Annotated in this window: 16 protein-coding genes; 15 read left to right on the top strand and 1 reads right to left on the bottom strand. The window is 55.0% G+C overall.

Features of this window, described 5'->3' with window-relative positions:
- Positions 1 to 13: 13 nt before the first annotated feature.
- The 9 genes from GT409_RS02485 (at position 14) to GT409_RS02445 (ending at position 12,790) form a co-directional block, all read left to right on the top strand.
- Positions 14 to 1,852 carry an arylsulfatase gene (locus GT409_RS02485; protein ID WP_233231590.1) on the top strand — a complete coding sequence of 613 codons (1,839 nt, stop codon included), beginning with the start codon at positions 14 to 16 and terminating at the stop codon, positions 1,850 to 1,852.
- Between the two features lie 11 nt (positions 1,853 to 1,863).
- On the top strand, positions 1,864 to 2,298 hold the full coding sequence (locus tag GT409_RS02480; protein WP_160626619.1) for a hypothetical protein: 435 nt from the start codon (positions 1,864 to 1,866) through the stop codon (positions 2,296 to 2,298).
- A gap of 136 nt (positions 2,299 to 2,434) precedes the next feature.
- Positions 2,435 to 3,829, top strand: a complete 1,395-nt coding sequence (locus tag GT409_RS02475) for a hypothetical protein (protein WP_160626617.1) — start codon at positions 2,435 to 2,437, stop codon at positions 3,827 to 3,829.
- Positions 3,830 to 3,950: 121 nt separating this feature from the next.
- Entirely contained in the window at positions 3,951 to 5,837 is a 1,887-nt protein-coding gene (locus GT409_RS02470) for a golvesin C-terminal-like domain-containing protein (RefSeq protein WP_160626615.1), read from the top strand.
- A 137-nt stretch (positions 5,838 to 5,974) separates the two neighbouring features.
- Entirely contained in the window at positions 5,975 to 7,930 is a 1,956-nt protein-coding gene (locus tag GT409_RS02465; protein ID WP_160626612.1) for a sulfatase-like hydrolase/transferase, read from the top strand.
- 10 nt (positions 7,931 to 7,940) lie between these two features.
- Positions 7,941 to 9,662, top strand: coding sequence for a sodium:solute symporter family protein (locus GT409_RS02460; RefSeq protein WP_160626610.1), 1,722 nt, complete (start codon positions 7,941 to 7,943; stop codon positions 9,660 to 9,662).
- 140 nt (positions 9,663 to 9,802) lie between these two features.
- On the top strand, positions 9,803 to 10,591 hold the full coding sequence (locus GT409_RS02455; protein ID WP_160626608.1) for a hypothetical protein: 789 nt from the start codon (positions 9,803 to 9,805) through the stop codon (positions 10,589 to 10,591).
- Positions 10,592 to 10,614: 23 nt separating this feature from the next.
- Positions 10,615 to 11,715, top strand: coding sequence for a hypothetical protein (locus tag GT409_RS02450; protein WP_160626606.1), 1,101 nt, complete (start codon positions 10,615 to 10,617; stop codon positions 11,713 to 11,715).
- 13 nt (positions 11,716 to 11,728) lie between these two features.
- On the top strand, positions 11,729 to 12,790 hold the full coding sequence (locus GT409_RS02445; RefSeq protein WP_160626604.1) for a uroporphyrinogen decarboxylase family protein: 1,062 nt from the start codon (positions 11,729 to 11,731) through the stop codon (positions 12,788 to 12,790).
- Positions 12,791 to 12,861: 71 nt separating this feature from the next.
- On the opposite strand, the gene GT409_RS02440 is transcribed toward GT409_RS02445, so the two are convergent.
- A complete protein-coding gene (locus GT409_RS02440) occupies positions 12,862 to 15,150 on the bottom strand; it encodes a Tex family protein (RefSeq protein WP_160626602.1) in 2,289 nt (762 codons plus the stop codon).
- A 207-nt stretch (positions 15,151 to 15,357) separates the two neighbouring features.
- Here GT409_RS02440 and GT409_RS02435 point away from each other — a divergent pair, with 207 nt between their 5' ends.
- The 6 genes from GT409_RS02435 (at position 15,358) to hpt (ending at position 23,767) form a co-directional block, all read left to right on the top strand.
- Positions 15,358 to 16,068 carry a tRNA1(Val) (adenine(37)-N6)-methyltransferase gene (locus tag GT409_RS02435; protein ID WP_160626600.1) on the top strand — a complete coding sequence of 237 codons (711 nt, stop codon included), beginning with the start codon at positions 15,358 to 15,360 and terminating at the stop codon, positions 16,066 to 16,068.
- Positions 16,069 to 16,167: 99 nt separating this feature from the next.
- Positions 16,168 to 19,137, top strand: a complete 2,970-nt coding sequence (locus GT409_RS02430; protein ID WP_160626598.1) for an AIR synthase-related protein — start codon at positions 16,168 to 16,170, stop codon at positions 19,135 to 19,137.
- Positions 19,138 to 19,161: 24 nt separating this feature from the next.
- A complete protein-coding gene (locus tag GT409_RS02425; protein WP_160626596.1) occupies positions 19,162 to 19,407 on the top strand; it encodes a hypothetical protein in 246 nt (81 codons plus the stop codon).
- Positions 19,408 to 19,412: 5 nt separating this feature from the next.
- On the top strand, positions 19,413 to 21,698 hold the full coding sequence (locus GT409_RS02420) for a DEAD/DEAH box helicase (protein ID WP_233231589.1): 2,286 nt from the start codon (positions 19,413 to 19,415) through the stop codon (positions 21,696 to 21,698).
- Between the two features lie 186 nt (positions 21,699 to 21,884).
- On the top strand, positions 21,885 to 23,180 hold the full coding sequence (locus GT409_RS02415; protein ID WP_160626594.1) for an NCS2 family permease: 1,296 nt from the start codon (positions 21,885 to 21,887) through the stop codon (positions 23,178 to 23,180).
- A gap of 26 nt (positions 23,181 to 23,206) precedes the next feature.
- Positions 23,207 to 23,767 carry a hypoxanthine phosphoribosyltransferase gene (gene hpt, locus GT409_RS02410; RefSeq protein ID WP_233231641.1) on the top strand — a complete coding sequence of 187 codons (561 nt, stop codon included), beginning with the start codon at positions 23,207 to 23,209 and terminating at the stop codon, positions 23,765 to 23,767.
- Positions 23,768 to 23,774 lie beyond the last annotated feature (7 nt).

The raw sequence follows: 23,774 nt of genomic DNA, 5'->3' as shown, positions 1-23,774 counted from the left end.
CGTGATGAACAATATGATGAAACAGATAAAATATATTTTCCCGATATCGGCTCTGGCTCTTGCTTTTCAAACACAGGCAGGACCTCCTAACGTGGTATTTGTCATTACAGATGACCAGGGGTTCGGCGATCTTGCCTGCAATGGTAATGAAGCAATCAACACTCCGAACATCGACCGGCTGAGCCGGCAGTCGGTTCGGCTGAACAACTATCATGTCGACCCCACCTGCGCACCGACCCGTGCGGCACTGCTGACCGGACGGCATTCCGACCGCGTCGGCGTATGGCACACCATCCAGGGACGCAACATGCTTCGCCGCCGAGAAATTACAATGGCCGACATCTTCGGACAGAATGGATACGCCACCGGTCTGTTCGGCAAGTGGCATTTGGGCGACTGCTATCCCTTTCGTCCGCAGGACCGCGGCTTTCAGCATGTAGTCTGTTTTAGCGCCGGTGGAATCGGACAAGCTCCCGATTACTGGGGAAACGATTATTTCGACGACACCTATTTCAAAAACGGCAAGCCGGTTCGTTTTGAAGGCTTTTGTACGGATGTGTGGTTTAGAGAAGGCATGAATTTTATCCGTGATCAGGTGCAGAACCACAAGCCGTTCTTTGCCTACATCGCTCCGAATGCACCGCACGGCCCCTATTACTGTCCCAAAGAATATTCAGAAAAGTATGAAGGCAACCCGGACATTCCCGTCCCCGAATTTTTCGGCATGATTGAAAATATTGACGACAACATGGCGAAGCTTATCCAGTTGCTGAAAGAGGAGGGCATTGAGGACAATACCATTCTGGTCTTCACCACCGACAACGGGTCGGCGGCCGGCGGATTCAACGCCGGAATGAAGGGGAAGAAAGGTTCGCAATATGACGGTGGACACCGCGTGCCGTTCATGATCCGCTGGCCCGGCGGCAGGCTGCAGGCTGGCCATGTGGTCGAGCCGTTGACCGCGCATATGGATATTCTACCAACATTGATCGACCTGTGCGGCCTCAACACTCCAAAGATTCAGTTCGACGGCAAAAGCCTGCGCAATCTGCTCTACGGCAACACGGCCGACTGGCCGGAGCGTTTGCTGGTGGTCGAATCACAGCGGGTCATCAATCCTGTCAAATGGAGACAGTGCGCGGTGATGACGGATCGCTGGCGGCTGATTGACGGCAAAAAGCTGTATGATATGAACAGCGATACGGGGCAGCAGACCGACGTTCATGGTCGGTATCCTGAAGTCTTCCAGAGACTCCGCGGAGATTATGAAACCTTCTGGGCGGATGTTTCCCAGGAGCATGATCTAAACAGCTATATTATCATCGGTTCCGACAAGGCTCCGGTTGTAACGCTTTGTTCGCATGATTGGCTGGCGGATAAAGTTGCGTGGAGTCAATCGCTGGTGATGCTCGGCGGTGCGGCCCGTGAAGCCAAGTGGGTTGTTCTGGTTGAGCAGGACGGCGAGTATGAAATCTCCCTGCGCCGCTGGCCGGTTGAAGCCGATAAAGCCATTAACGATCCGAACGGCTACAAGGGATTTGATTTTAAAACGGCGCAGCTGTGCGTCGCCGGTTTGGATCTGTCGAAAGACATTCCGGCCGGGGCTCACGAAGTCACGTTTAGGGTAAAGCTCACGAAAGGCATTACCACACTGGCTCCCGTTTTTCTCGATGGGGAAAAAGCGGTCACCCCGTACTATGCATACGTGACGCACAAACCGTTCGAAGGATGGCAGACCCCGCAGGGCATGGGGATTCCCCTGTTTGATCCGGAATACGGTCGGGTGCCGCCCCAGCCGCTTTCGCAGAACACGGACTACTATCGGAAGGCCGCCGAAAAATCCAATTTGTAAATAAGGGTGTAATGATGAAAAAAATATTGGTTGGGTTAATCTTTCCATCCGTTTTTCAGGTTCAGGCGGAAACGCTTCGTGTGTATCCGGATGTTGCGCTCGAACTGCGCGCGGGTCCGCATGCGGTTTCTGATATCAGCCGGGATCGCTATTTCCGAACCTATCACATTCCCGGCATGTACAGCGATGAGCAGGCCGCCGAGCTGAATGCGCTGCGCATTGCTCCGGGCCGCGGCACAGGGCCTTATCTCGCCTATAATGGCGGCGATTCCCTGCGGGCGGGCTGGAGCCCGGAGCTCAAGGATCAGTTTAAGAAATATGCGGCGTTCTACCGCAAGGCCGCCAAGCGTTATCCGGGTGCTCCACACCCATGGCCGGCGGCAACTATCCGGAGCCTGCGAAAACTTCGGACGAAACGGCTTTGGGCGAGGTGGATTCAACGATGAAAACCAGCCACCGCAAAGGGGTTCATCCGGACGACTTTGATTTCTGCATTGAACTGATTGATCGCTGGCTGGATGTCATCCGCCAGGGCGGCGGCCCCCTGCCATCCTGGTTTTCACCGATCAATGAGCCGGATGGGTGCTGGAAAAATACGCCGTCGCCGGTTCAGGATCACGCCAACTTCGGACGCAAAATGGCATTGGCACTCAAAGGCAAATATCCCGAAGTAAAATTGCGGGCCCCTGCACGGCGTGGGGACACCCAAAGGGCGACTGGAAACGCTGGACCCATTCGGGGTGGGAGCGCAAATACATTGAAACCGCAGGCGATGTGCTCGGGGCTTATGACTTCCATCTCTACAGCAAGGAATACTGGGCCTATTCCAAGGAGTCTCCTTCGTTTGATCAGAAAAAAAAGCTTCCAACGCCCAACCTTTATGAGGGCCTGAAAAACGGAAACCCCTACATTTGGGATTTCGGCAAGGCGGAGGCTTACCTCGATCTGGTCTATGCGCATCATCAGGCGACATGGAGCGCTCCGTCGCTGCCGGTTATCATATCCGAGTTCGGAAGGCAGGGGATCACCCCGCAGAAGGGGCCGAGGGCCGGCGATTATCTCTATTACCTTTACGGCACAACGGTGACCCGCATGTGGATGAACTTTATGGATCGGCCGGAGGTGCAGCTGACCGTTCCGTTTATTCTGCCGTGGGGCGACGCTGGCTATGCCCGTCAACGCGGACAGGCCCTGTATACCCGTCCCGAGGACCCGGCAGATCCGTCGGTCATTGCGACTCCGCTGCTTGGTTTCTACAAATTTTTCCAAGGCTTGGATGGTGAACGGGTGGTCTGTGAGTGGCAGCAGTTGACCGAAGCCGAGCGGCAGGGGCTTTATGCCATCGCCGTTCGCAAGGGCGATGAGCTGCAGATTTTGCTGCACAACGCCCTGCCGCGTTCGCTCGATCTGAATCTGGATGCCGGAATTCCTGAGGCGCGCATCGCCCGCATGCGCTGGGAAGGGGCGGTGCCGCAGGAATACACGCAAAAAACGAATGGACGATGGCGCATGGATTTCCAGGCATTGGAAAAAGTCGATCCGTCGGCTCTGACGCTGGCCGCCGAGGAAGTTGCGATTGTTCAGTTCCCGCTGGTGACAGAAAAGCCGTCGAAGAAAATGGTCAGCGAACGTTTTTATTCAAACCAGACACTGGTGGATATTTATCAGCAGGATGCCGAGCTGACGATCTCCATTCCGGACGCTGCCGGGGATGCCGTTCTGGTTCCCTCCATCTCTGCACCGAAAGGCTTTGTGGCGGGCACGGTCCTTACGGTTGGGGTGAATGGATATACGAACTCCGTCGACCTTGGCTACACGGAGGGGATCGTTGATCTATTCGCACCGGTTCACTTTGAACTCCCGGTCGGTGTTCTGAAATCTGGTGATAACACCTTTACATTCATCCTGGAAACCCCGGGTTTCAAGTGGAATGCAAAAATTGCAACTTTGCGTGCAGATCTTCAGGGGCAGGAATAATAAAGATTTAACAGAAGGAATCGATGTGTATCGCTTAAGGAGACAAGTCGAAATACTTCTTTGTACTGCTGCGCTGAGCTTCTGGTCAGTCCCTGCCTTGTCGGTGGAACCGAGCGAGGGCATGCACCCCAAGACGGGTTATCTGCTGGTGTATCGGGATGAATTTAATGACGGTGTTTTGAACACGAATGACTGGTATTTCCGAGCTCACGATGAACCGCGTCTGGGCGGATACGGTAAAAAGAAAAATGTGTCGGTTGTCACAGAGAACGAAATCGGCATGTTGAAAATCGCTTACACTCGCGAGGATGTGGACGGAGACGGACAACCCGACCCTGTCGGCGGTGGGGTGATTTCAACCACGACATTCGGGTACGGCTACTATGAAGCCCGGATCAAATTCTACGACGAAGAGGTCGGGTTTCATCAGTCTTTCTGGAATCACGGCCTTGCACGATACACCAGCTATTCAGACGACTATCTGTATAACGAGGATGCGTTTGCGGACCGCGTGCCTTGGAAAAACTCGGCGCTCGAAATCGATGCCATCGAGCTGGATTCAAATTATAACAAGGGCGGCTGCAACTTTCACTGGCACATGCCGGAGTCGAGTACGCCTGAAGACGCGCATAAGAGTTTCAGTGCTTCCTATATGGATACGGATGAGTGGATCACTATCGGGTTTGAGTGGCGGCCCGGAACGATTGTTTATTATGTGGACGGAATAGAGCGTCATCGCTTTTCCTATGATGCCCATGATGATCGTGTTGCCCCTCAGGAGATTTGGTTGACCGGTCTTGCCAATAACAGCGAGTGGTGGGGAGGTGACGGATATCCCGACGCGAATGCGGCCATGCGGGTGGACTACTTCCGTTATTACACCAAACCGTCGTCCGGGAATTCTGTCGGTAATTCAGGCTTTGAGAGCCAGGGATCCAGCAGCTCGGCCGTGGTCGGATGGATTGCGTATGACGGCATCTACGACAACCTTTATTCTGACCAGAGCGATGTGCTTTACAATGACGGGAATGCCTTTGCGGGTCTGGCGTATTTGCGCCATTTCGGCAAGTCCGGTGCGCCGCCGATGACCTCCTGTATGCGGCTGGACCACATTCCCAACGGCACCTATACACTCTCCGCATGGGTCAGGAGTTCCGGCGGAATGACGGAGTGTCGCATGCACGCAGGGTCGAACGGAAGTGGAGAACGCTCTTTTGATATTCCGTTGCTGCCTGACTGGACTCAGGTTGTGATCGATAATATCGAAGTCACTACGCATGAAATCGACCTTGGTTTCACGGCTCAGGGTTCGGACGGCCAGTGGCTCTATGTGGATGAAGTTGAGCTGATTCACAACGATTATGAGGAATCGGCCGGTGATGTTATCGATAACGGTGATCCCGGCTACAGCGAATTCGGGAGTTGGAAAAATAGTTCGCTGAGCGGATACCGCGGCAGTGGTACCCGCTATTCCGACGAGGCCGGTGCGTATGCTCAGTGGAATTTACAGTTTGCGGCAGCCGGTGTGTACGACGTTTATTATTACAAAGTGGTTCATTCGGGTAGCGATCCCAATGCGGAAATTACCGTATCGTATAACGGTGGTCAGGATGTGCATACGGTGGAGGGCACCTTGGGTGAATCCGGCTGGGTCTATCTGGGATCGTACCCGTTTGCTTCCGGAAACGCCGGTTCTGTGCGCAATACGCGCCAGAGCAATAATGCCCGGGCTGACGCCGTCATGACGGTTCCGGCTTCCGGTTACGGCGAGTTGATGGTTTCTGAGGCCTTTGTTGATGGTGCGAACTTTGTGGTCCGGGCGGTCGGGCTGGATCCTGATGGGAGTTATATGCTGAAGTTCACCGACACTCTTACGAATGGGTTCAACGCGGTGGTCGATGGGCCGCGCACACCAACGCCTGATTCTGATCCGAGGAGCGAGATGTTTACGGACCCCCGGCCCGGGCGAATGCCGGAACAGGGTTTTTATCGACTTGTAGGAGAATAGGATAGGGACAATGCTGCTTTTGGGATGCGGCAATTGGGTGATCTGTCCGTGACCTCACGAATGCTGTGGCGTAAATGTGAATATATGATACGTGCCTAGGGATAGGCGTCCAGCTGTTCCTTTGTTAGAAAGGCTCCATGAAAATTATAAAACCTGTTTGGCTGGTTCCTTTGTTCGCCGTGCATATTGCTTATACCGAGGTCAAACCGAATATTATTATGATATACGCCGATGATATGGGCTATGGCGATGCCGGTTGCTACGGCGGTTCCAATCTGGTTCCGACTCCGAATATCGATCGTCTTGCCGCGGAAGGCGTTCGTTTTACAGATGGGTATGTGACAGCCCCGGTTTGCGGCCCCAGCCGTTACGGCCTGCTGTCGGGAATCTATCAGCAGCGTCTTGGGATCCAGTGGAACAACGACGCCTATGCCGTTCTTCCCGGCCGGGTGGAAACGCTCGATAACAACCGCATTCCTTCTTCGCAAAAACTGATCCATCAAACGTTGGAAGCCGCTGGATACGCGACGGGGATGGCCGGGAAGTGGAACCTTCCGTGCTATCCCAAAACCTCATTCCAGGAATCGATGTCCATCATGCATTTTGGCGGCAACTATTTTCCCGACGCGGATGGTCATTACGGCGGCGTGGACGAAGCAAAGGCCCAGTCTAACTTCAAGCGCATTCTCTGGGGGCCGGAGCGCGCGGGCGATGAATATCTGACGGATCGGCTGGGGCGGCAATCCGTGGAGTTCATTGATCGGCATGCCAAAGAACCCTTTTTCCTGTATCTGGCTTTCAATGCCCCGCACAGTCCCCTGCAGGCAAAGAAAAGTCACCGAGCTGCGGTGGCTCACCTTCCGTCCGAGGCTCTGCGTTATTATGGGGCCATGCTGCTTTCCATGGATGAAAACGTCGGTAAGGTTTTGGACGCGTTGGATAGGCATGGCCTGACGGACAATACGATTGTCGCGTTCGTCAGCGATAACGGTCCGACTTTTGCCTACAACGCGGGCTGGCCCGAAGAGTGGCCGAAAGAACTGCTTGGCAGTGCCGGGCCGCTCAACGGACATAAGGGGCAGTATATGGAGGGAGGCATTCGTGTCCCTTATATCATCCGCTGGCCCGCCCGCCTCAAGGGCGGACAGGTCTATAACGAACCCGTTAATACGCTCGACCTTTATCCAACCTTCTGCGCCGCGGCCGGCGCCGCTGTTGCCGACGGGACGCAGCTGGACGGCGTCAATCTTCTGCCGTTCCTGAACAACGAAAAAGCCGGGACTCCGCATGATTTGCTGTTCTGGCATTCCGGCGTCAGCGGAGCTGTTCGCCGGGATAACTGGAAGCTGTATGTCTATCAGGATCTCCACCGCCTTTTTGATCTTCGGGAAGATATCGGTGAAACAAATGATCTTTCCCAGACGCATCCCGAAACCGTCGCGGTGCTGCTGAAATCCTATCAGGACTTTGTTGCGCAGTTGCCGCCTCCGGTCAGTCAGTCCGCTTCGAAAACAGTTCATAAAAACAGTGTTCCCATGTCTTCGGTGGCTTCGCCGGCCCGGCTGGTTGCGCAGAATGCAGTTGCGGTCTGGAGTGAGTATCCGGTGTCGACCAGCCGACATGAAGGGGATCTCCTTGTCGGCAACAACAAGCCGGGCGAAATGTTCCGCGCGTTGCTTGATTTTGATTTATCGGCCGTCCCAGCCGGCGCGGTGGTTCAGAGTGTTGAACTGCAGCTCTATCAGATGAACGATAAAGCTTCACCGGCTGGAGCTGTGGATGCGGGGCTTTATTTGTATGACGGTTCGGTTGTGGAAAATGAAACTTGCTGGAATCATTCCGTCGACAGGTTGGGGGCCCGGCTGCAAAAAACCTCTGTTGACCCGTCGCAGAAAACAAAACTCGTTTTCGAGAGTTCTCCGGAGATGATTGATGCCGTGCAGGCTGCACTGGATTCGGGGTCGGCTCTCTGCGTAGCCATCAGGTTGGAGGACGAGACTGCCGACCGGCGGGTGATCAAGTTTAGAGGGAATGAATATGATGCGGAAGTCAGTCGTCCAAGCCTGATTGTGTTGTTTGATTCAGCTGAATAAAGAGGTTCTTATGACAGGTATAGATTGGGTCATCATTGGATTGTACTGTGCCGGACTGCTGGCCGTCGGAGTTATTTTTGCACGTTCGAATAAGAACGCTTCGGACATGTTTGTGGCGGGTCGCTCCTCGCCGTGGTGGCTGTCAGGCGTTTCGGCCTATATGACGATGTTTTCGGCCGGCACTTTCGTCGTGTGGGGTGGCATTACCTATGAGTTTGGACTGGTCGGGGCCGTCATCTGTTCGATGTACGGCATTGCCGCCTTTCTGGCTGGTCGCTTTTTTGCCGGCAAGTGGCATGACACCAACCTGTCGACGGCCGCCGAATTTGTAAATGTACGCTTCAGCAAAAAGGCGTTTAATTTCTACACAGTCTACCGCGGCATTTATCTGGCCATGTCCGGGCTGTCGCTGTATGCGCTGGCTGTGATGCTCTGTCCGCTCATGCCGCTGCCGGACGGACATTTTCTGCAGAATCCGGAAACGGGTGCTCTGTCGATCGACTGGACCTGTGCCATCCTTGCCGCCATTGTGGTTGGTTATACCATGATCGGTGGGCTTTGGGCCGTGCTGATGACTGATATGCTTCAGTTTATTGTGCTCAGCCTGTGCGTGGTGGTGGTGGTGCCGATGATCGTGACGCAGGCGGGCGGGCTTGAACAGATTACCGCCAATGTCCCCGAAGGATTTTTGAAGCCGACCGCGCCCGGCTATTCCTGGTTTGTGCTGGGCGGCTGGATGCTGGTGAACTGTTTCCAGCTTGGTGCCGAGTGGCATTTCATTCAGAGACATCTCTGTGTGCCTTCTGCAAAGGATGCGAAGAAAGGCATGTATTTGTTTGGCTGGCTTTATCTGGTCACGCCGTTTCTCTGGATGGCCCCGCCGCTGATCTACCGCTCTATGGTTCCGGATGCCGACCCGCAGGAGGCCTATATCCTCGCCTGCAAAAGTGTTCTGCCGGTCGGGATGATCGGCATGATGGTTGCCGCCATGTTTTCGGCCACCGCCAGCTCGCTGTCCAGTGTACTCAATGTATTTGCCGGGGTGCTGACCGATGATGTCTACCGCCGCCTGCGGCCCGATGCTACCGACGCCCAGACGCTGCGGGCCGGGCGGATTTTTACTGTGCTGATCGGTATCTACATTTTGGCAGGCGCGCTGATTCTTCCAAGGCTTGGAAGCTACCGCGATATCGTTATTCTGGTTGGCAGCCTGATCGGTCCTGCCATCCTGCTTCCGACCATCTGGGCGCTCTTTTCCAACCGGATCGGAGCCGGCGTGGTTTGGGCAACCCTCGTCGGCGGTGTGGGAGCCGGTGTGCTGCTGAAGTTCGGGTTTTCTGCGGACGGATGGTTCAGTGGAACGGAGGCGCTATCGGGAATGGTTGAATATGTTTCAACCCATCCGCGTGAGAGCGACCTGTTTGTCGGGGTTCTTGTGCCGCTGCTGATTCTGCTGGTTGCGGAACTCCGAGGCACATCGCATTGTCCGGAATGGCAGCGCTTGCAGGAGGCCACCGCCGCTGCGGTGGTCGACGATGCGCCGCCGCCGGCGAGCTCGTCGCGTCTGCCGTCGCAGGTGATGGCGGGCAGCCTCGGTATTCTGGGGCTTGCCATGCTCATTCTGATTCCCTTGAGCGGCGACCAATGGAAACCATTGGCCGCCATGGCTACACTTTTGCTGATTCTCAGCGCCGCTTTCGTTGTTCATTTGCGCCGGAGTGAAAAATCATGAGCTATAAAAACGGATGGGCAGCCATCAATCTGGATATGCTGCCAGGAATGCTTGCTGCACGGGCATGAGCCAAGAGCGCACGAGAGGCAACCAGAGTCACTCGCTCCAGCAGGAACCCCTTATTATAAGAGAGCCATACAATGAGAGTGTTGGTACTGATATTTACAAACCTGTTATTATGCGGGTTTGTTTCTGCAGAAATGAGGATGTGGACCGATGCGGATGGAAACCGTTTCGCCGGTGAATTTTCCAAAATATTGCTGGGGCGAATTCTAATCAAAGATCAAAATGGACGAACCCGCTCTGTCCCGATTCATTCATTGTCCAAAGCAGAACAAGACTATCTTTCCGCTCATGTCCCGCCGGAACTGGAAATAACAGTTCGCAAAGTAAGTCGCAAACTGCCGAAATATGCCTGGTCCAGCCCGGATTATCATACTGCGCTTTACACGTTCTCAATCACATTGGAGAAAACCGGCAAGCTTGATTACAAGGGAGAATTGTCCGTTGAACTTTTCGTGATTGGACATGACCTGGCCTGCGAGTCCAATGATTCTTTCGTGCTGATGCACCACAGCAGCTCAGCATGCCGGCTGCCCCCCAGCAGAAAAAGCATCTGTGAAATTCTGGTTGAAGATGTTCGATTCGAGAATTTTTACAGCAGTGTTTCACGCGCGGCCTCAAAACGCGGAAAAGAGTACGTGGGATATATTGCCGCTGTTTTCGATTCGCAGGGCCGCATGATTGCCTGTGAAGAAAACGGAACAGGCACCGACTGGATTGAAAAAGATCTGTCGCGGGCGACTGAAAAACTGCGCAGCCTATATGAGGAGGGATACGGATCTCCGGACAGCTGCCACTTTAAAGAGAGCTTCAAAAAAATCTCGCCTCCCCGACCGGCATGGTTCTGTCGAACCGAACAGTACTGAATAAGTGAAGGAAGCATTTAAGGATGAAAAAGCTGATCAATAAAACAAACGGATTAATTAAAGGCGCTCCGACCGCAGTGTTCGTCAGCGCCCTGGTTCACCTTGGAGTGCTTTTAATTGCCGGCGGACTGGTTGTTTTTACAATCGTCCAGAAACAGGAGAAAAAGTTTGAGCCGCCGCCCGCAGTCAAACGCCCGAAAATGGAACTTAAAAAACCGAAGGTCAAAGTGAAAAAATGGGTACGTCCGCAGGCCGCACAGCGGATTTCGTCGAAAAATGTGCAATCCATGACGGGAATCCAGCTCCCGGAAACCACCGGAATGACAGAAGGCCTCGGCAAAGGCTTCGACGGTTTTGAACTGATGCCCGACCCAGCCGCCCTGACCCTTCTTGGCTCAAAGAGATCCATGGCCGTCGGCAACGACTGGGAAGGGACCTTTTATTCCCTGTCCCTGGATCGCAGAGGCAAACAAACCGATGATTCGTATGAGCGCATCCTTCATAATTTTTTTGAATCCGGATGGAATCCCCGATCATTGGCTCATTACTACCGATGGCCGCAAAACCTGTACACAACCTTTGTCTACCTGCCGACAGTTCCATTTGAACAAATCCCCAGAAGCTTCGGCATCCCCGACAACCTGAACACTGAACAGTGGCTGGTTCATTACACAGGTAAAATCAAATCACAATCCGGCGGGAAATATCGTTTATGGGGGCGGGGGCTGGCCGTACTGGCCGTACGAATCAACAAGGTTGAAGTCGGTTTTTTCGGCTGGCGGGCTCTGCGGGACAAGATCACGGACTGGCGATCTTCTGCAGATGAAAGCTACGAATATTATCAGGGACGCTCAGCAACAATTGTCGGAGACTGGTTTGAGCTGGAGCCTGATGTCCCGGTGGAAATCGATATTGTATTTGGAGACTTTAACGGATACGACTCCCAGGCAACATTGTGTGTTCAGGAGGCAGGAACATATTATCCGAAAAATCGCGACAATGGCCCTATTCTCCCGGTCTTCAAGACAGCACAGGTTCCGAAGCATTTAATTGAAAAGCTGGAATACCTGACCGTTGCCGGAGATCAGAACTTTGAGAGCGATTTAATATTTAATGTCTATTAGGAAGAAAAGAACCATGAGCTATGAAAACGGATGGGCCGCCATCAACCTTGAAATGCCGCCCAAGGTGCCGCGCTGTGAATACTCCGCCCACATGCACTGGGATCTGGTCAACACCGTCACCGGCTCGAACCTGTTGCCCACATCCACGCCGGAAGATCAGCAGGCCGGAAGCAGCGCGTTCGTCAAAAAGTGGGATTACGGCTTTTTCTGGACCTGCCTGACCGTCGCCAAAGAGCTCGACGCCTGCCGCACCGATATGGGCCATGCAGAGTATGCCGCTGGCGGAGTCGATCTGCGTGAGACGGTGTCGTGTCCGTTCAGTACTCCGGAAGAGGTGCTTGCTTTTGACCCTTGGGCCGCCTACGGCGAGCGCAGCCATACCGAACTGGTACAGGGCTATAACGACCACTATGCGCTTCAATGCAAAAAATACCCGAATTCGGTCAACGTAACCGGCATCTATATCTCACTCATGTCCGGCCTCATAGAAATATTCGGCTGGGACATGATGCTCATGGCCATGGCCGACCCTGAAGAATTCGGTGAAGTCGCCAACCGCTACGCCTCATGGATTCAGCAATACTTCAACGCACTGGCCGACTGCGACGCCCCCTGCGTCATGATCCACGACGACATCGTCTGGACCTCCGGGCCTTTCACGTCGCCCGACTGGTATCGCGAATTTATTTTTCCTAACTACAAAAAGCTGTTCGCCCCCATTCATGAATCCGGCAAGAAGCTGATGTATACCTCTGATGGCGATTATTCCATGTTCATCGATGATATCGCTGATGTGGGCATAACCGGCTTTGTGATGGAACCGATGACCGACATGGCGTACATCGCCGAAAAGTACGGAAAAACCCATGCCTTCATCGGCAACGCCGACACCCGCGTTCTGCTCAGCGGAACCAAAGACGAAATTCGCGCCGAAGTGCAGCGCTGCGTGGACATCGGCAGGAAATGCCCCGGCTTCATCATGGCCGTCGGCAACCACATCCCTGCCAACACCCCCGTCGAAAACGCGCTCTACTATAACGAAGTCTACGAAGAACTTGCCTGGCGGCAGCTCTAAAGTAGAGCAAGCGTCCCGCTTGCTCATCAACGAGCGCATAGGCTGTAACGCCTGTGAAGGCTCATTTTACTTTAAAGATCAGCAAACGGGTTGTTGCTGAATCCGCGCGGCGGCTGACGGCGTCCGTCGCGATTCTGTTGCGGACGTGGTCCCCGGTTTTTCTGCGGGCGGCCTCCGCCGCCGCGGCGCGGAGCCTGTTCCGGATTCTTGCGGGCAGTGAGCGAAATTCGTTTGCGCTCCATGTCGACCTCCAGAACCTTAACGGTAATGCGGTCGCCGGTCTTGACCACTTCGGCCGGGTCACTGATAAAGCGGTCGGCGAGCTGCGAAATGTGAACCAGTCCGTCCTGATGCACTCCGATGTCGATGAAGGCACCGAAAGCGGTGACGTTGGTGACGATGCCTTTGAGTTCCATGCTCTCTTTGAGATCGTTCATGGTCATGACATCTTCGCGGAAGCCGACTTCCTCAAACTGCTCACGCGGGTCGCGGCCCGGCTTTTTGAGCTCGTCGATAATGTCTTTGAGCGTCAGTTCGCCAACCTCTTCGGTTTTGTATTTTTCAATCTTCACCTTGCTGACGATGTCGACACTGCCGACCATTTTTTCGAGCGGTTCGCCGAGGTCGGCGGCGATCTGTTTGACCAGTTCGTAGCGCTCGGGGTGGACGGCGGAGGCGTCGAGCGGATTGGTGCCGCCGTGAATGCGCAGGAAGCCGGCGGCCTGTTCGAACGCACGCGGGCCGAGACCGGCGACATCCATCAGTTCCTGGCGGCTTTTGAATGCGCCGTGCTCGTTGCGGTAGTCGACAATCTTTTTGGCGAGGCTTTCGCCGATGCCGGCGACGCGCGAGAGCAGGGGCGCGCTGGCGGTATTGAGTTCCACGCCGACGTGGTTCACGCAGCTGACGACGACTTCATCAAGCTTGTCTTTGAGAAGCTGCTGGTAGACATCGTGCTGATACTGTCCGACGCCGATGGATTTCGGATCGACCTTCACCAGCTCGGCCAGCGGATCCTGCAGGCGGCGGGCAATCGAGATTGCGCCGCGGATCGTCAGGTCGAGATCCGGGAATTCTTCGCGGGCGATGGCGGAGGCGCTGTAGACCGATGCGCCGCTTTCGCTGACCGAAACCACGCTGATCTTTTTCTGCATCAGGCTGAGCACCTTTTTGGTGAAGGCCTCGGTTTCGCGCCCGGCGGTTCCGTTGCCGACGGCGATCGCCTGCGGGTCGAACTTTTCAATGAACCTGGCGAGGTCGATTTCCGCCTGCTGTGTTTTCTGGGCGCTCTGGCCGGGGTAGATGGTGATGGTGTCGAGGTATTTGCCGGTGGCGTCGAGCGCGACGCATTTGCAGCCGGTGCGCAGGCCGGGGTCGATGCCGATGACCGGCTTCTCGCCGTATGGCGCGGCCATCAGCAGATTACGCAGGTTTTTGGCAAAGATCTCGACGGCGGCGCGGTCGGCCTTCATTTTCATTTCAACCGATACGTCGATTTCGACGCTGATGGTCAGCAGGCGTTTGTAGGCGTCGAGAATGGCGGTTTCGAGTTCGCCGGAAAATGGAGAGGCCGGGTTGAGGCAGCACAGCTCTTTGATCTGCTCGATCTGCGGGTCGGCGTCGACTTCGAGTCTGCGGATCAGTTCGCCTTCGGCTTCGCCGCGGCGGATGGCGAGGTAGCGGTGCGACGGAATGTCGGCGACCGGCTGGCTGAAATCAAAGTAGTCTTTGTATTTGGACGTTTCCGGATTGGCATCCATTTTGAGCGGTTTGGAGGCGATCACGCCGCTTTTGAAATAGGCCTCGCGGATGAGCGAACGCACTTCGGCCTTTTCGGCGACCTGCTCGGCGACGATGTCGCGCGCGCCGGCCAATGCGGCTTTGGTGTCTTCGACCTCTTTTTCGGCGTTGATGTATTTGGCCGCCTCGGTTTCCGGATCACTTTCCAATGTTTGGAAAAGAATCAGCTCGGCCAGCGGCTCGAGGCCTTTTTCTTTGGCGATCGTTGCGCGCGTGCGGCGTTTCGGCTTGTAGGGCAGGTATAGGTCTTCAAGTTCGGTCTTGGAAATCGTTTTTTCGATTTTCAGGCGCAGGTCGTCGGTCAGCTTGCCCTGTTCATCGATGCTTTTGAGGATCGTCTGGCGGCGTGACTCGAGCGAGTTGTAGTAGGTCAGCTTTTCCTGGATGTTGAGAATCTGGACCTCGTCGAGGTTGCCGTGCGCCTCTTTGCGGTAGCGGGCGATGAACGGAACCGTCGCGCCTTCGGCGAAGAGCTTGGCGACAGCCGATACCTGTCGCGGGCCGATGTTGAGGTCTTTGGAGACAAACGGGACGGGATCAAACAGCATTTCTTCTGACATAGTGGAGACGCATCTTTCAGTTGGTTTCAAAAGCGCAGATCGTCCGAAAATATGCCGCTGTCGTCAAGCCGTTCGTCTGTTGCATAAACATGGTGAGGATACCGTGTCTATAGCGTTGTTGACTCTTGTTTGTGACGCGACGGGTTGTTGCGGTCTTGTTGGTCCTGTTATCCTGTCTGAAAAATTCGTATCAGAAAAAAGAATTATATGGAAAATCAACGAAGCGGGTTCACGTTTAAGCGGTTTCATGTCTTTGATGATCGCTGTGCGATGAAGGTGGGGACGGATGCGGTGCTGCTGGGGGCGTGGGCGCCGGTGGTCGATGCGTCCAGCCTGCTGGATATTGGAACCGGCTGCGGGATTCTGAGTCTGATGCTGGCGCAGCGGGGCGCGTACCAAATCGATGCAATTGATATGGATGCAGGTGCAGTGGCGCAGGCCGAAGAAAATGCGGCCGCCAGTCCGTGGGCGGAAAAAATCCGTTGCATGCACAGTTCGCTGCAGGATTTCCAAGGCGGACCTTACGATCTGCTGGTCAGCAATCCGCCGTATTTCAATCCTGGGCAGACATTGAAAACGCCGGAGCGGCAGACGGCCCGGCATTGCGGCGAGTTGTCGCACGGTCAGCTGTTGCGGGATGCTGCGCGGTTGAGCCACCGCGGGTCGCGGCTGGCGCTGATCCTTCCGTCTGACGCCGCGCAGCGACTCATCGAGGCGGCTCCGGAAACCGGATGGGTTTTGTCGGACTGCTGCGATGTGCTCCCGAAGCCGGACCGTCCGGCTAATCGTCAACTGCTGTGTTTTCAGCGGACCCCGTCAGAGTCCGTCCGGCGTTCAGAAATCACAGTTCGCCAAGCGGATGGACAGTACAGTCCGGAATTCATTGAACTCTGCCGGGATTTCTATCTGTTGATGTGATTTTCGGCCCAAATGTTCCAACCATTGGAAAATCGGCTTTGGCATCTTCACCCATTCGTGTAGATTCGGGCGATTCGTGATCAAAAAGGGGATTTTCCAATGCTTTACAGAATTGAAATCGGGTTGAAACAGGGCGTTCCGGATGCGCGCGGGCGCGGAGTGATCGGGCAGGCGCAGGGTGCGCTCGGAATGACGATTGATGTGTGCCGGACGCGCGACGTCTACAAGGTGGTCGCCAATATTGACGAGGCCAAGGCCGCCGAAGTGCAGACCGCTTTTGCCGACCCGGTCGTCGCCGAATCTGCCATCCGCCGCCTTCCGGCCCCGGAATCGTTTGACTGGATGCTCGAAGTCGGGTTTAAGCCGGGCGTAACCGATAACGTGGGTCGTACAGCCCGCGGTGCGCTGCGCGATATTGTCGGTCGCGATCTCAAATGGGAAGAACAGGTGTACACTTCGATTCAGTATTTCCTCTCCGGCAGCCTGTCCCGCGAAGATGTGGAGCATCTCGGCAAAGACCTGCTGGCCAATACGCTGATTCAGACTATACAGGTCTTTTCCAAAGAGGAGTGGCTGGCTTCTGAGCCGGACCTGACTGCGCCGGTTTTTGATGATCACCCTGAAATCAAGGTCAATGTGATTGAGCTGCCCGATGACGATGCGGCGCTGATGAAGATTTCCTCTGACGGGATTCTGTCGCTGTCCCTCGAAGAAATGCGCACGATCCGCAACCACTACCTGCGCGACGACGTGAAAGCGCACCGTGCAGAACTCGACCTGCCGGAATGGCCGACGGATGTAGAGCTCGAATGCATCGCCCAGACCTGGTCGGAACACTGCTCGCACAAAATTTTTGCCGGAACGGTCAACTATAAGGATGAAGAGACCGGTGAAGAGGAAGTGATTAATTCCCTCTATAAAACCTATGTTAAAGCATCCACCAAGAAAGTGGAGGAGTCGATTGACTGGCTGGTTTCGGTGTTCACGGACAACGCCGGCGTGGTGAAATTCAACGAAGACCTTCATCTGGTCTATAAAGTGGAAACCCACAACTCTCCGTCCGCACTCGATCCGTACGGCGGATCGATGACCGGAATTGTCGGCGTAAACCGCGACCCGCTCGGTACCGGTATGGGCGCGGCTCTGGTTTCCAACGTCTGGGGCTACTGCCTCGGTTCGCCGTTCTACGATAAAAAAGTGCCGGAAGGCCTGATGCATCCGCGCCGCATTCGCGACGGCGTTCACGAAGGGGTGATCGATGGCGGCAACCAGTCCGGGATTCCGTACAGCCGCGGCTTCGAGTGCTTCGATGAACGCTATCTCGGCAAGCCGCTCGTTTATTGCGGGACCATGGGCACGCTTCCGGTGAACGTGACCGGACGTCCGTCCGAGCGCAAAGAGATTGAAGTCGGCGACTGGACTGTCATGTGCGGCGGTCGTATCGGTAAGGACGGAATTCACGGCGCAACCTTCTCCTCCGAAGAGCTGCGTACCGAATCGCCCGCGCAGGCGGTGCAGATCGGGGACCCGCTGACGCAGCGCAAACTCTACGAGTTCCTGCTCGAGGCGCGCGATCTCGGACTGTTCCGCTGCATCACCGATAACGGTGCCGGCGGCATTTCCTGCTCATTCGGTGAAATGGGTAAATACTCCGGCGGATGCGAATGCGACCTCGCCGGCGCGCCGCTTAAATACGAAGGCCTGCAGCCGTGGGAAGTTCTCGTGTCCGAAGCGCAGGAACGCATGACGCTCGCCGTACAGCCCGAATGCCGCGAGGCATTTGAAGCGCTCGCTAAAAAACGCGATGTTGAAGTGTCCTTTATGGGCAAATACAACGATTCCGGCTATTTCACCGTCAAACAGGATGGAAAAGTCATTGCCAGCCTCGACATGGATTTCCTCTACGAAACCGGCTGCCCGACTCTGGTGATGCCCGGCGTCTGGAAAAAGCCGAGCATTCCGGCTCCGACGGTTGAAGAGAAAGAGGACTATTCCGAAACGCTCACCAAACTGATGGGCGACCTGAATATCTGTTCGCGCGAATACAAAAGCCGCATCTACGACGGTGAGGTCAAAGGCCTTAGCGTTGTGAAGCCGTTTGTCGGCGTGAATTCCGACGTGCCGTCCGACGCCACCGTCATGCGTGTTGAGTACGATAACGACCGCGGCGCGGTTCTGGCTGAAGGAATCAATCCGTGGTTCTCGGACATCGACACCTACGATATGACGGCTTCCGTGATCGACGAAGCGGTTCGCCGCGTGATTGCCGTTGGCGGTTCGCTGGAACGCATTGCGATTCTCGACAACTTCTGCTGGCCGGACCCGGTTGAATCCGAAAAGACGCCGGACGGCGCCTACAAAATGGCGCAGCTCGTTCGTTCCAACAAAGCGCTCTACGACTACACCACGCTTTACAAAACACCTGCCGTTTCCGGGAAGGATTCCTGCAAGAACGACTCGACCCGCGGCGGCAAGAAGATTTCCATTCCGCCGACGCTGCTCATCTCCTCAATCGGCCAGATCGACGACGTCAAAAAAGCGGTCACCATGCCGTTCAAAGATGCCGGTGATGTGATCTACGTGATCGGAGAAACCAAAGACGAGCTCGGGGCTTCGGCTTATTACCGCAAGCTGGCCGAAGAACAGGGCGTGCCGATGAATTACGGCGGAACTGTTCCGGCGGTTGACGGAGAGAAAGCGCTGAAAATCTACTCCGCCATGAATAAGGCGACTGATGCAGAACTGCTCAAGTCGGCGACGACTCCGTCAAAGGGTGGACTGGCTGTGTCTCTGGCGCTGGCCACAATCGGCGGTCAGGTCGGCGCAGAGGTCGATCTGTCCGGCGTTTCTGAGGATGCCGCAACGGCATTGTTCTCTGAGTCGAACAGTCGTTTTGTGGTGACTGTTGCTCCGGAAAAGGCCGCTGAACTCGAAGCGCTCTTTGCTGGACTGCCGGTTGCGAAAATCGGAACCGTGACTGAAGAGAAGAAGCTGAAAGTCGCCGGTGCGGTGAATGTGGATGTTGATGCACTTGTGAATCCCTTTAAGGAGACGCTTTACGGAGTGTAAAGGCGCTGCCAATCAGGGGTGGCCATGATTGATGAACAGCAGATTGAAGACGATGCGTTTCAGGAGACTTTGGCGCGGCTGGAGCTGTTGTCTGCGCAGGATGGTTTCGATCTTGCCGCTGTTGAAGCCGAGCTCAAGTGTATTGAAAAATATGAAGGTCTCGATTGGGTGGGGCGCGGGCCTCTGAAATCCGCAGAGCTCGCAGGAACGATCACGGCATATCAGGCATTTATTATGCGGTATAAAAGGCGCGGCAATGGTGTTGGTTGATCGTGATGGAACTGGATTTTTTTCTCGAAGCTCAGGTTGAAAAGCAGGGCACCCCGATCGGGGTGCTTTCATTTTTGTCGCTGCCGCCGCGCCGTTTTAAACGCAATCATTTTTTCTGCGGATCGGAAGATCCGGTCCATTGTATTCAGATCGAGTTTGAGTATGACGGGATCTGTATTGCCCCGGATCATAAAAAGAAAATGCTGGCGTCGGACGACGGGAATATCCGGCGTGATCTGAAGGCCGAACAGTCACTTTTCGACTCGCTTGAACAGCTTTCGATGAAGAAGCTGAGTAAAGTGTATTTCTGGATCGACCGGGAAGACGCTCGTGCCGACTGGAAAACCTGCGGGTCCGAAAAGGAATGGCTGGATTTTCTGGATCAAACGGTTCCAAAGCTTGAAGAAAAGGGCTGGCTGATCCAAATGGACAAATCCTTCGGGATTTCGGTGCAGTCGCCGGAACGCTGGTATGTGGATCTGAATGAAACCACCGGCGGGCAGTTTGAGCTGTCGGTCGGGTTTGAGCTGTCGGACCGCCGGATCAATATCCTGCCGTTCCTGCTCGACCATCTGCGCGGCGGAAACCCCTCGAACTATCTTTCACTGGACGACGGCCGCAGAATTCCGATTCCGGAAGATCGTTTGGAAATGCTGACGGCGTCGCTGCTGGAGCTCTTTGACCGCAAAGCCGTCAAAGAAAACGCGGAGACGCTCGAAATTCCGTGGATTCGTGCGATGGAGCTGGCGCGTTTCCAAACCCTGGAAAATTTTTCGGCAACTCTCCCTGAACTGCTGCAGGAAAAAGCCGAACGGCTTACGCGGGTAACCAATCCTTCCAATGTTCGGAAACCGAAGGCGCTTCAGGCCGATCTACGCGACTATCAGCAGTTGGGGCTGAACTGGTTGCAGCTGCTGCGTGACTGCGGGTTCGGTGCCGTACTGGCCGACGATATGGGGCTGGGGAAAACCGTGCAGGCACTGGCACATATTCTGGCTGAAAAGGAGTCCGGCCGCATGGATGCGCCGTGTCTGATTATTGCACCGACGAGCGTGCTCTATAACTGGGAGGCGGAGGCGAAAAAGTTTGCGCCGTCGCTCAATGTGCATGTGTCGCACGGCTCGGACCGGGCGGATCATTTTGAAGATTTTTCGGAGTACGACCTGATTGTAACATCGTATCCGCTGCTCGTGCGTGACGGCGAGGAGCTCTTGAAGCATCGTTTCCATTTGCTGATTCTCGACGAGGCGCAGTTTATTCGGAACCACAAAACAATCGCCGCGCGAATTGTACGCCTGTTCGATGCGCATCAGCGCATTGCTCTGACCGGAACGCCGCTCGAAAACAACCTTGATGAGCTGTGGTCGCTGTTTTCGTTTGTGCTGCCGGGGTTGCTCGGAACGCACGGGGTGTTTCGGAAGGTGTTTCGCACGCCGATTGAAAAAGAGGGGCGTGCGGTCGTCCGGCAGGTGTTGGCCCGGCGCATCGCGCCGTTTGTGTTGCGGCGCACCAAGGACGAGGTGGTGAAAGAACTGCCGCCCAAAACCGAGATGATCCAGCACATTGAGCTGACGCTGGAGCAGAAAGAACTCTACGAAACGGTACGTGCGGGCATGGAAGAACGCGTGCGCGATGCCGTGAAAGAAAAAGGATTGGCGCGCTCGCACATCATTGTGCTCGATGCGTTGCTGAAAATGCGGCAGGTGTGCTGTCATCCGCAATTGCTGAAGCTGGAAGCCGCACAGGAACTGATGCATTCCGCCAAGCTGAATGCATTACGGGAAATGCTTTCGGAAATGATTCCGGAAGGGCGGCGCATTCTGATTTTTTCTCAGTTCACGAGTATGCTGAAACTGATCGAAGAAATGCTGAATGAGCAAAACATCAACTTTGTGCAAATTACCGGGCAGACGCAGGACCGCAAAACGCCGGTCGCCCGTTTTCAGGCGGAAGAGGTTCCGGTGTTCCTGATCAGCCTGAAGGCCGGGGGAACGGGGCTGAACCTGACGGCGGCCGATACGGTCATTCATTTTGATCCGTGGTGGAATCCGGCGGCGGAGAGCCAGGCGACGGACCGCGCCTACCGAATCGGGCAGGACAAGCCGGTCTTCGTCTATAAAATGATCGCCTCCGGCACGGTTGAAGAAACGATTCTAGACATGCAGGAGCGAAAAAAGGACCTGATCGACGGCCTGCTCGGCGATCAGAAAGATGCACTTGCTAAATGGAACGAGAATGATCTGAACGATCTGTTCCGGCCGCTTCAGGCCGATGCAGAGTCACAAAGGTGAATGATTGAGTTATATTTCACCTGAATTCATCGTGTTACAATGTCTGGAAATCCGTCGTTTCGCTGCCGCAGAATTCGTCGAGAAATTATTGATGATTCGGGGCGGCTGTGATTTATTTTCCGGTTTACTGGACAGGCTGTCTGTTAGGATGCCTGCTGTGTGTTTGGGCTGTAACCGGAGGTGCGTGTGAAGAATCTGTTTAAGCTGAGTGAGAACGGCAGTGATGTTAAAACCGAAGTCATCGGTGGGTTAACCACGTTTCTGACGATGGCTTACATTATTTTTGTGAATCCGCTGATTCTGAGTGAGACGGGGATGGATAAGCCGGCGCTGATTACGGCGACCTGTCTGGCCGCGGCTCTGGGTACACTGCTGGTTGGACTTTGGGCCAATGTGCCGTTTGCGATGGCTCCGGGCATGGGGCTGAATGCATTTTTCACGTACACGCTGGTGATGGGGCAGGGCCTCAGCTGGCAGACGGCGCTGGGTGTGGTTTTTGTGTCCGGGGTTGCCTTTTTTATCTTAACCGTGGCGGGAATCCGGGAAAAGGTGGTGAATGCCATTCCGCTGAGCCTGCGAATTGCCACGGCGGCTGGGATCGGGCTGTTTATTACCTTTATCGGGCTGAAAAATATGGGCCTGATTGTGGATAATCCGGCAACGCTCGTATCGATCGGGGCGCTGAACCGGCCGGTGCTGATTGGGTTGGCGGCTCTGCTGCTGATTACCATTCTGGAGCTTCGCAAGGTGAAGGGATCAATTCTGATCGGAATCGCGGCTGCTACGGTGGTCGGTGCTCTTTTCGGCGAGGTGTCTCTTCCGGAAACCGCCGTGTCTGTGCCGCCAAGTCTGGAGCCCATTGCATTCAAGCTGGATATTCTCGGCGCGCTGAAGTGGGGGCTGGTCGGTGCCATTTTCTCGTTCATGTTTGTGGACCTGTTCGACTCGATCGGAACGATTGTCGCCTGTTCGTATGAAGCCGGGCATGTGGAGCCGGACGGAACGATCAAAAAGATTGACCGGGTGCTTGAGGCGGACGCGGTAGCGACTGTTGCCGGGTCACTGCTCGGAACGAGCACAACCACCACATACATTGAGTCCGCTTCCGGAATTGCGGATGGGGCTCGCACGGGGCTGTCTTCGGTGGTGACCGGGATTTTGTTTCTGGCGGCCCTGTTTTTTGCACCGCTGATCGGTGTGGTTCCTGGTTTTGCAACGGCTCCGGCGCTGGTGATTGTGGGTGTGTTTATGTTCCGCAACATCAAGGAAATCAATTTTTCAGATATGAAGGATGCTGTGCCGGCGTTTTTGACGATGATCCTGATGCCGCTGACCTTCAGCATCTCAACAGGATTGACGATTGGGTTTCTCTCATATCTTCTGATCGGAATTCTGAGCGGCGGAATTCGTAAAATTTCTGTGGTTATGTGGGTGGTCGGCCTGCTTTCTGCTGTGAACCTCGCGGTTTCGGCCATTCATTGATTAAACGAGAGGAAGGTGCTTCTGTGCTGGAAAAAGGACTCGGGAAAACACTTCTTTCGGAAGAGCAGCTGAAGGACATCGTGGTCCGGCTGGGACGTGAGATTACGGAAACCTATAAGGACTCCGAAAACGAGCTGGTGGTGATCGGGCTTCTGCGCGGATCGTTTCTGTTTATGGCGGATCTGGTGCGGCAGATCCAGCTTCCGATGACGACGGATTTCATGACGGTTTCGAGCTACGGAGACGGCACCGTGAGCTCCGGCGATGTGAAAGTGGTGATGGACCTCGATGAGACTATCACCGGATGCGATGTGCTGCTGGTCGAAGACATCATCGACACCGGCAATACGTTCAGCAAAGTCATCCGCATGCTGCAGAACCGCGATCCTGCCTCGCTGAAGATCTGCACGCTGCTGAACAAGCCCTCGCGCCGGCAGGTCGAGGTGCCGATCGACTTTTGCGGGATGGATATTCCCGATGAATTTGTGTGCGGCTACGGTTTGGACTATGCGCAGAAATACCGCAACGTCCCGTATGTCGGCATTTATACCGGTCCGGTCGACGAGGGATCTTCCGTGACTGAATGAATCAACC

Origin of the sequence: Tichowtungia aerotolerans, from assembly GCF_009905215.1 — a bacterium.
GTDB classification, from domain to species: Bacteria; Verrucomicrobiota; Kiritimatiellia; order Kiritimatiellales; family Tichowtungiaceae; genus Tichowtungia; species Tichowtungia aerotolerans.
The sequence above is the reverse complement of the archived record's forward strand: the minus strand, read 5'-3'. Positions and strand labels throughout refer to the sequence as shown.